This is a genomic window from uncultured Agathobaculum sp. (genome assembly GCF_963927765.1).
In the GTDB taxonomy this organism is placed as follows: Bacteria; Bacillota; Clostridia; order Oscillospirales; family Butyricicoccaceae; genus Agathobaculum.
Genome location: NZ_CAWVCU010000007.1, coordinates 1 through 8,535, shown reverse-complemented (window position 1 = coordinate 8,535; position 8,535 = coordinate 1). Strand labels below are relative to the sequence as shown.

Sequence of the window (8,535 nt, the reverse complement as noted above, 5' to 3'; positions counted from 1 at the left end):
TGGCTCAATTCATCGCTCAGGCCCGACAGACTCATCTGCTTATCCATAGCTTTATTATATCATATTTTTTCTTTGTGCGGTGTTACCTTTATAGTAAGGAGAGAGTATTGTATGGATTGGATGGAAAATCACAAAAAGATATTCAAAACAGATAAGCCGATTATTGGCTGTGTCCATTTGGCCGCATTGCCCGGTACACCGCATTATGACAGTACAGCGACTTTTCGCGAGCAGGTTGCCCGAGCGAAGCGGGAAATCCGTGCGCTGCAAGATGCTGGATTTGATGCGATTGTATTTGCAAACGAAGGGGATCGGCCGTATTTGTCGAAGGTTGGGCCGGAAATCGTTGCATCCTACACCCGTATCGTTGCACAGGCGCTGGATGCAGTGGAAATTCCTTACGGCTGTGGTGTTTTGGTGGATCCATATGCTGCGATTTCCATTGCCAAAGCGATTGACGCACAGTTCATCCGCGCTTATATCAGCGGTGTATATGCGGATATGTGCGGTCTGACCCAGTATCATCCGGGAGATATCATGCGCTTCCGCCGCAATATCGGTGCAGAACATGTGAATATTTATTGCTATTGCGATGCGCACGGCGGCACCTCGTTGGATTCTCGCAGCCAATCGGATATGGCGGATACGGCGTTTAGCGTGCTTGATCCAGCGGGCGTTTTGGTACCAGGACAACACGCAGGACTTGCCCCCGATTTTAAGGAGGTAGAGCAGATCAAAAATCGTTTTCCAGATAGGCCGATTATGATCGCAAGCGGAGTTACGCCAGATAATATCAAGCATGCGCTACAGATATCCGATGGTATGGTGGTTGGCACATTTGTCAAAAAGGATGGAATCTTGTGGAATGAAGTAGATCCGGAACGTGCCAAGAGATTTATCGACGCAGCGAAAGGGTAAGGTTACATATGCTGATAGGAATCGATCGAATATTAAACGAAGCGAAAAAAGGGCGATATGGTGTTGCGGCACCCGATGCCTACAACAGTCCTTCGGTGCAGGGATGCTTTCAAGCGGCACTGCACTTGAAAGCGCCGTTGATTATCTCTTGCCTTGGGACTACAAATATGGAAGAAACGGCTGAAGTAGTGAAGTTTTATGCAAAAGAGCATCCGGAAGCGGTTGTTGCGCTGCATCTGGATCATGGAGGTCCATTTGAGGAAATCATGCGTGCGCTCCGCTGCGGATACAGTTCAGTCATGATTGACCGATCAAAGTTGGTCTTTGAAGAAAATGTGCGCGAAGTCCGGGAAGTGGTAAAATTGCGCATGCTATGGGGGTCACCGTGGAGGCAGAGCTCGGTCATGTTGGAACGGGCACAGAATATGAAGCTACGCGTGACAGTGGTTTGACGCATCGTGAGGAAGCAAAGCGGTTTGTGGAAGAAACCGGTGTAGATGCACTGGCGGTGGCAGTCGGCACCTCACACGGTGTTTATAAGGGAACGCCGCGGCTGGAATTTGAACTGCTGCGAGATATTGCCGGATTGGTATCTGTGCCACTTGTTTTACACGGCGGTTCAGGCACCGGAGATGAGAATTTAAAAAAATGTATCGAATGCGGCATTCAAAAAATCAATCTGTTTACGGATATGGCAGACCCCGCCGGAGAGGCAATGGCATGCTTTATGCGCGGCGAATCCAGCAGCGATCCTGATATCACAGCGGCTCTGGAAATGTACGCAGGGAAAAAGAAAAACTTTAATGTTGCACCCATGGTGGGCACAGAGGTCTATCGACGAAAATTGGAGCACTACATTCAGCTGTTTGGTTCGGACGGAAAGGCGTAAGAGAACATATGCGAAATTTCAAGTTTCAGAATGCGACCAAAATCATTTTCGGACGCGGCATGGCATCTTGTGTAGGAGAAGAGATCCGTCCTTACGGGAAACGCGTACTTTTCCACCATTATGGAGATGATTTTATTCTAAACTCTGCAATCTACCAAACGGTACTCCAGTCCTTGCAAGCGCAGGGGCTGGAAATTGTGGAGTTGACCGGCGTGCAGCCCAACCCCGTACTGAGCAAGGTTCGGGAAGGAATTGAGATCTGTAAACGCGAGAATATTGATTTCATCCTAGCATTGGGCGGAGGAAGCGTGATCGACTCAGCCAAGGCGATTGGTTTGGGTGCGACTTATGACGGCGACGTTTGGGATCACTACACGAAAAAACATGTGATTCAGGATACATTGCCCGTAGGTGTTGTTCTCACCATTCCTGCCACAGGGAGCGAATCCAGTGCGGGATCGGTAATCACAAATGAAGAGGGGCATATCAAACTGCTTGGTTCCAATGGACGCACAAGACCAGTGTTTGCGATTATGGATCCGGAAGTAACGTTTACAGTGCCGAGATATGTGATGGCCGTCGGCGGTGTGGATATGATGAGCCATGTGATGGAGCGGTATTTTACCGCCGAACCGCATGTTGAATTAACCGATCGACTATGTGAAGCAACGCTGCGAACCATTATTCATAATCTACCGCGCACCTTGCAGGAACCGACTGATTATGATGCACGCGCAGAAATTGTTTTTGCAGGAAACTTGGCGCACAACGGGTTGCTGGACTGCGGCCGTGTTCCCGATTGGAGTTGTCACTTCATCTCGCATATTTTGGGTGGCTTTACCAATCTGGCGCATGGTGCTACATTGTCCATTTTAACGCCGCATTGGATGGAATATGTTTACCGCGAGCATGTAGAACGGTTTGCGCAGTTTGCTGTCCGGGTGTGGGATATTCCGTATGATGCAGCACATCCAGAAAAGACAGCTGCGGCAGGTATTGAGGCATTGCGTAGTTTTTGGCGCGGCTTAGGTGTGCCGTTGACATTGACAGAAGCAGGTGTATCCTGCGACCGATTGGAAGAAATCGCGACTTTGGTGACTGAAGACGGCCCAATCGGTGGAATGCGTAAGCTGGATAAGCAAGATGTCCTGAATATTCTAAACGCAAGCGTATAGGAGGTCCTTATGGAAATTAAAACAATGCGATTTGGCGTGTTGACGGAAAAAGGGCACGCAGAAGTCCGAGAACGGCCGTTGCCGGAAATGGGGCCGGATGAGGTTCTGGTTAAGCAGGAAGCATGTAATATCTGTACCACGGACTATCAACAATGGCTCGGACAACGCGAAGGCCGTGGCTATCCGATGGCGAGCGGTCATGAAAGCGCAGGTACCGTTGTGGCAGTTGGTGAAAAAGTGTTGGATCTAAAGCCGGGGGACAGGGTAGCGCTCGCTTATGTCACCTGCGGTATTTGCGATAGCTGTAAACGAGGGCGCGGATGTACAAACAATGAGATCGGTCCGAAAAAAATCAGCCCGGACGGTTATCGTGGGATGTTTGCATATGCCGATTATGCTGTGCGTCCAGCACGTGCCTTAATCAAAATGAATCCATCCCTTTCTCCCAGTGAAGCAGCATTTATGGAACCTCTGGCGGCGGTTGTCAAGGGATTGGATAAATTGCGAGTTAAACCATTGGAAACCGTGGTGGTTGTCGGCGCGGGTACCATGGGACTATTGAATGCACAGGCAGCACGTGCGATGGGGTGCAGGGTAATTGTCTCCGAACTGATGGAGCACAAGCTGCAGGTTGCTCGAGAAATGGGCTTTGAGGTAATGGATGGCAGTGCATGTGATCCGGTGCAGGAGATCATGCGACTAACCGATGGAAAAGGCGCGGATGCAGCGATTTTAGCAGTTGCTGCTACAAAAGTAAACCAGCAGGCGTTAGATCTAGTGAAGCATGTGGATGGCCGCATTTTATTCTTTGGCGCTGCCTATCCCACTCCTGCTATTGATATTGATTCGAATGTGATCCATTATCGCCGTTTGGAACTCATCGGAACATTTGGAGCAGATCTAACCGATTTTTGCACGGCAGCAGATATGCTTAATCAGGGCGTGGTGCAGGTAGCACCGCTGATTGAAAAGAACAAGTATTCGTTGGATCACATCCAAGAGGCATTTGCAGAAGCAGCAACGCCGGGAAAATTCCGAGTTAGCGTATTGCTTTGATCTGCAAAGAATCAGCTTGCTTCTTCCTGATACGCAAACAAATGGTTGCATTTTCCATACATTTTGTTAAAATATAACTAGTAAAGCGTTGGGGGAATAGGCATGAATGGAAAAAAGCTGACGGATGCACAGATTGCGGAATTTACCCGTGTTGCACATTACTATTACAAGGAAGGATGTACACAGGAACAGATTGCTCAGCGAATGAATATGTCACGTCAACGGGTCAATCGAATTCTGGCCGATTGCTTGGAAAGTGGTATCGTGCATATCACGATCAATGCAAATTCCAGTACAACGCTGCTTGAATTGGAAACCCGTTTAAAAGAAAAATTCGGTTTGCTCGATATCCGCGTTGTGGACATTGCCAGCGAACAAGATGTGTTCCGCGATTTGGGTGCAGCAGCAGCGCAATACTTGGCTACTATTCTGCGGGATGGCGATGTGATCGGGTTTACACGTGGCAATACGCTGGCAGCCATGGCAGAACAAATGCCTTTTGTACATAAAAAGGACGTTACAGTGGTACAGATGTTGGGAAGCCGAAACAATGAGCCGCAAAATACCGCAGCAAACGAAATTGTTCATAACATTTCCAATCGTTTGGGAGCAAAACCGTTTATGCTGTTTGCTCCGATTGTGGTGAGTAGTGCGGAAATGAAAAAATCATTGCAGCAGGAACCGAGCTTTATTGATACGTATCGCGTGATTCAGTCCTGCAATATTGCGGTAGTGGGCATCGGTGCATACGAAAGTGTCGATTTGCGCTATTCGTTTGTTGGTGTGGATGTCAAAGATATCGCTCAGCTTGAAGAAGGGCAGCAGCTGATCGGTGAGGTTGGTTCGCATTTGTTTGATCAAGAGGGAAGACGTGTTACCAATCGATACCGCGACCGGCTCATTGCCGTTGAGTTGCCTGATTATTTACGGATACCGACGCGAATCGGAGTCGCTGGACTACCTGCCAAAGCAAAGGCAATCTATGCAGCAATCAAGGGAAAGTATATCAATGTGTTGGTTGTAGATACACGCACAGCGTCCATATTGTGCGATATGTAAACAGAAAAAGCCGTTTGGGTGTTCTAAACACCCAAACGGCTTTTTTCAATGCTGTCACATGGTTTTGCTGATATTTACATGTTGATTGGTTATTTCACGCTTTAATGTGTAAAGCGCATATATTGGAAAATGCGAACAAACGATAGTGCAAATGAGATGGCCCATTAAAAACTATGAGAACCTAAATCCATCATGCAGCATCCTCTTGTATATTCTTTTGTGAGACAATCTCAATATCAGCAGAAAGCACGAGCTGCTGAACACCTGTGCTGTCTGCCGGACCGACGACAAATGTAAGAGTATGCATACCGGGCTGTGAATCCGCAGGGATTTTGATGGTGTATTCGCTGCTCGCCCGATCATTCAAAATAGTAAAGGCAGCGTTGGAATAACCGGCAATCGGTTGTCCATCCCATTGCCAGCCGGCAGGAAGCTGTACGCGGTTGATTCCGTTTTCACCGAGCACATCCGCGGTCACCGTCAGCGTTTTTCCGGGATAAACCGCAGCACTTTGAATGTTGAAAGATCCCGTGTAGGCAATCGGACGCTGTTCAATTGGCACAGAAGTTTCCGCATGTCGCTCTGTACCATCCTGCATGGTTAGTACAAAGGATACATCCAACGTATCGCCAGTCAATTCACGAAGCGTATAATTGAGTGTGCTGGTTTTATTCGCCGTCACCTGGAAGTTGCTGTTGCCGTAATTCTGCACCGGCTCACCATTGACATACCATTGTGCCTTTGCAACATAAGCCGCAGAAACACCATTGAGCTGCACTGTAAAGGAAGCGGGCTGATAGGGGCGTACGCTATCCGGTTGTGCCGTAACAGATACACTGGTGGATGCACGAGATGCATCGCGCTTTTGAATTTGATCAAAGCCATAATCCAGCAGTTGACGAGAGTCGGCAAAACGCTGTGCATCGCTGGTGGATTTCATCACCACAGCAATCACGCGGCGACCATTCCGTACAGCAGTGGTAGTGACGCAATACCCAGCCTGCGAAATCGTACCCGTTTTGAAGCCGTCCAAACCTTCATATGGCGCCATGGTATTGAGAAGATGGTTCGTGTTATTATAATAAGCTCCGTTAAAGCTGAAACCGCTCTTGCTTGTGATACGAAGGATATCCGGATAGGTATCAATGAAAATTTTCGTCAACGCAGCCTGTGAACGTGCCGTAATATAGTTCGGCTGCGCACCGTGGCAGTTATAGTATGTCGCATTCAAGCCAAGTTCCTTTACCGTGGCATTCATACGTGTGACAAAAGCACTTTCACTGCCGCTGATATGTTCTGCCATGGCGATGCAGGATGCGCTGGCAGACGGAATCATGATCAAATGCAGCAACGTATCAACCGTATAGGTCGCGCCTTCGGTCAGCGGCACTGCGGTCGGATAGCTGGAATCACGTGATTTAACTGCGACGTTATGACTGATCTTGACCGGTGTTTCCAACGTAATGGAACCGGCTTCCAATTCCTGATAAATGATGTAGGCAGTCAGAACTTTGGTCATGCTGGCCGGGACGCGGGCGACATCCCCATTATAGGAGTAAAGCTCTTCTCCGGTATCGCCATCCATCACAAAAGCGCTTTCCGCCTCGAAATCCAGCGCAAGCGCACATGGCAAACTGCCGCCGAGGCAAAGAACAACCGCAAGCAACGCCGCAATAATTTTTCTGTACATGATAAAACCCCCTTCTTAATGATGCACGGGTCAGCCTTGTAATCCGTGCAAATCGGAATATTCTGTTTTGCACAAAAAATGGAATATTCTAATTTTTATTTTAGCAGATATGCCAATAAAAAGAAAGTTGATTATACAAAAAATTACCGAATATTGTAAAACCAGAAGTTTGAACATTTGTCTTTATGAATAGAAGATAAAATATGCTCGCAAGCGCTTGACTTTAAATGGGAAAAATGTTTATATATATATCAATATAGCATAGATAGATGAGGGTTCTACATTGAATTTAAATCGCGACACAATAAAAAAAATCATGGGGCTAATTGCGTTTGCCATTTTGCTGTATGTGGGCTTACAAAATACCAAAATGGTGTCGTCGGCGCTGCGTTATCTGGCCGGTTTGACCGCGCCGTTTTTGATTGGTGGATGCATTGCATTTATTTTAAATGTGCCTATGCGCTTTTTTGAGAAAAAAATCTTTACTCAAAAAAAGGGGAAGGGCAGCATCCGTATGCGTAAAATGCAGCGCATTTTCAGCCTGCTTCTGACTTTAATCGTGGTTTTGGGCGTGATCTCCATTGTGCTGTTTATGGTGGCGCCAGAACTATACAATTCATTTGCTGCCATTGGGCGCGAAATGACGAGCTTTGGCAAACGGCTGCCGCAGATGCTGGAACAAGCCAGCGAGCGGTTGCCCATGTTCGCGGATGAAATTGAAAAATTCAAAGCAGATTTGCTCAACGTCAACTGGAAAGAAGTTGGCCAGATGGCAAAGGATTTCCTGCAAAACAGCAATTTTCTCAGCAGTACAGTCGATATCGCCACTTCTGTGGTCAGCGGTGTGGCCAATACCATCATCGGCTTGGTATTTGCAATCTATATCCTGCTGCAAAAGGAAAATCTGGGCCGCCAATTCCGACGCCTGTTTTATGCACTTTTCCCAGAAAAGCATGTCGACCGTTTTTTGGAAGTCTGCGATCTGACCTCTTCTTCGTTCAACAGCTTTTTGTCCGGACAGTGTTTAGAAGCTTTTATTCTCGGAATGATGTTTTTTATCAGCATGACCCTACTGAAAATGCCGTATGCGTTGGTGATTGCGGTACTAATCGGTGTAACCGCGCTCATTCCGATTTTCGGCGCATTTATCGGATGTATCGTTGGCGCATTTCTCATTTTAATTGCCAGCCCGATTCAGGCATTGTGGTTCATTGTGCTTTTCCTAATCCTTCAACAGGTTGAGGGCAATGTGATTTATCCCCGCGTGGTTGGTGGCTCGGTAGGCTTGCCGTCCATCTGGGTGCTGGTTGCAGTTACCTTAGGCGCAAGCATTGCCGGCGTGCTGGGCATTTTGTTTTCCATTCCTGTGGTTTCAGTTCTGTATGCGTTGTTGCGCGACTATGTACGCGATCGGATTCATGAACGAGGTATCGCGGAGAAAAAAATTCAATAAGCGTGGCGGCCTGAATGTTTTTAGGCCGCCTTTCTATACATAAATATAAACAAATCATGAATTTTCCACTTGCCCCTTGATTTTTCCTTGAGACTGGATTATCATATCAGTGTTGGCACTCTGACATCGAGAGTGCTAATACCAATAAATAGAGGTGCATACACATGGCAAAGAAACAGTTTAAAGCGGAATCCAAGCGTTTGTTGGATTTGATGATCAATTCCATTTATACGCATAAGGAAATCTTTCTGCGTGAATTGATCTCGAATGCATCGGATGCAACGGATAAACTGTA

Annotated in this window: 8 protein-coding genes; 7 read left to right on the top strand and 1 reads right to left on the bottom strand. The window is 47.3% G+C overall.

Annotated features, from left to right (window positions below):
- From ABGT74_RS00365 to ABGT74_RS00340, 6 genes are all read left to right on the top strand, one after another.
- Positions 1 to 918: BtpA/SgcQ family protein (locus tag ABGT74_RS00365; protein WP_346704000.1), on the top strand; the 918-nt coding region annotated here is incomplete at its 5' end.
- A gap of 8 nt (positions 919 to 926) precedes the next feature.
- Positions 927 to 1,370 (top strand): class II fructose-bisphosphate aldolase, encoded by a 444-nt coding sequence (locus ABGT74_RS00360; RefSeq protein WP_346703999.1) that lies wholly within the window; start codon positions 927 to 929, stop codon positions 1,368 to 1,370.
- Positions 1,304 to 1,807: a class II fructose-bisphosphate aldolase gene (locus ABGT74_RS00355; protein WP_346703998.1), complete on the top strand. Its 504-nt coding sequence runs from the start codon at positions 1,304 to 1,306 to the stop codon at positions 1,805 to 1,807. Before ABGT74_RS00360 ends, ABGT74_RS00355 begins: the two co-directional genes overlap by 67 nt.
- A gap of 8 nt (positions 1,808 to 1,815) precedes the next feature.
- Positions 1,816 to 2,982 (top strand): iron-containing alcohol dehydrogenase, encoded by a 1,167-nt coding sequence (locus ABGT74_RS00350; RefSeq protein ID WP_346703997.1) that lies wholly within the window; start codon positions 1,816 to 1,818, stop codon positions 2,980 to 2,982.
- Between the two features lie 9 nt (positions 2,983 to 2,991).
- The gene (locus ABGT74_RS00345) at positions 2,992 to 4,038 is read left to right on the top strand and encodes a zinc-binding dehydrogenase (protein ID WP_346703996.1); all 1,047 of its coding nucleotides are present in this window, start codon (positions 2,992 to 2,994) and stop codon (positions 4,036 to 4,038) included.
- A gap of 102 nt (positions 4,039 to 4,140) precedes the next feature.
- Positions 4,141 to 5,097, top strand: a complete 957-nt coding sequence (locus ABGT74_RS00340) for a sugar-binding domain-containing protein (protein ID WP_346703995.1) — start codon at positions 4,141 to 4,143, stop codon at positions 5,095 to 5,097.
- A 190-nt stretch (positions 5,098 to 5,287) separates the two neighbouring features.
- Here the strand turns inward: ABGT74_RS00340 and ABGT74_RS00335 are convergent, their stop codons facing one another.
- Positions 5,288 to 6,787, bottom strand: coding sequence for a D-alanyl-D-alanine carboxypeptidase family protein (locus tag ABGT74_RS00335; protein ID WP_346703994.1), 1,500 nt, complete (start codon positions 6,785 to 6,787; stop codon positions 5,288 to 5,290).
- A gap of 283 nt (positions 6,788 to 7,070) precedes the next feature.
- On the opposite strand from ABGT74_RS00335, the gene ABGT74_RS00330 reads away from it, so the two are divergent.
- Positions 7,071 to 8,240, top strand: a complete 1,170-nt coding sequence (locus ABGT74_RS00330; RefSeq protein WP_297282652.1) for an AI-2E family transporter — start codon at positions 7,071 to 7,073, stop codon at positions 8,238 to 8,240.
- The last annotated feature ends 295 nt before the right edge of the window (positions 8,241 to 8,535 follow it).

What these genes read in the sequence shown, in the direction of transcription:
- ABGT74_RS00335 (WP_346703994.1), bottom strand. Translation starts at nt 6,787, where the DNA reads ATGTACAGAAAAATTATTGCGGCGTTGCTTGCGGTTGTTCTTTGCCTC.
- ABGT74_RS00360 (WP_346703999.1), top strand. Translation starts at nt 927, where the DNA reads ATGCTGATAGGAATCGATCGAATATTAAACGAAGCGAAAAAAGGGCGA.
- ABGT74_RS00350 (WP_346703997.1), top strand. Translation starts at nt 1,816, where the DNA reads ATGCGAAATTTCAAGTTTCAGAATGCGACCAAAATCATTTTCGGACGC.
- ABGT74_RS00340 (WP_346703995.1), top strand. Translation starts at nt 4,141, where the DNA reads ATGAATGGAAAAAAGCTGACGGATGCACAGATTGCGGAATTTACCCGT.
- ABGT74_RS00345 (WP_346703996.1), top strand. Translation starts at nt 2,992, where the DNA reads ATGGAAATTAAAACAATGCGATTTGGCGTGTTGACGGAAAAAGGGCAC.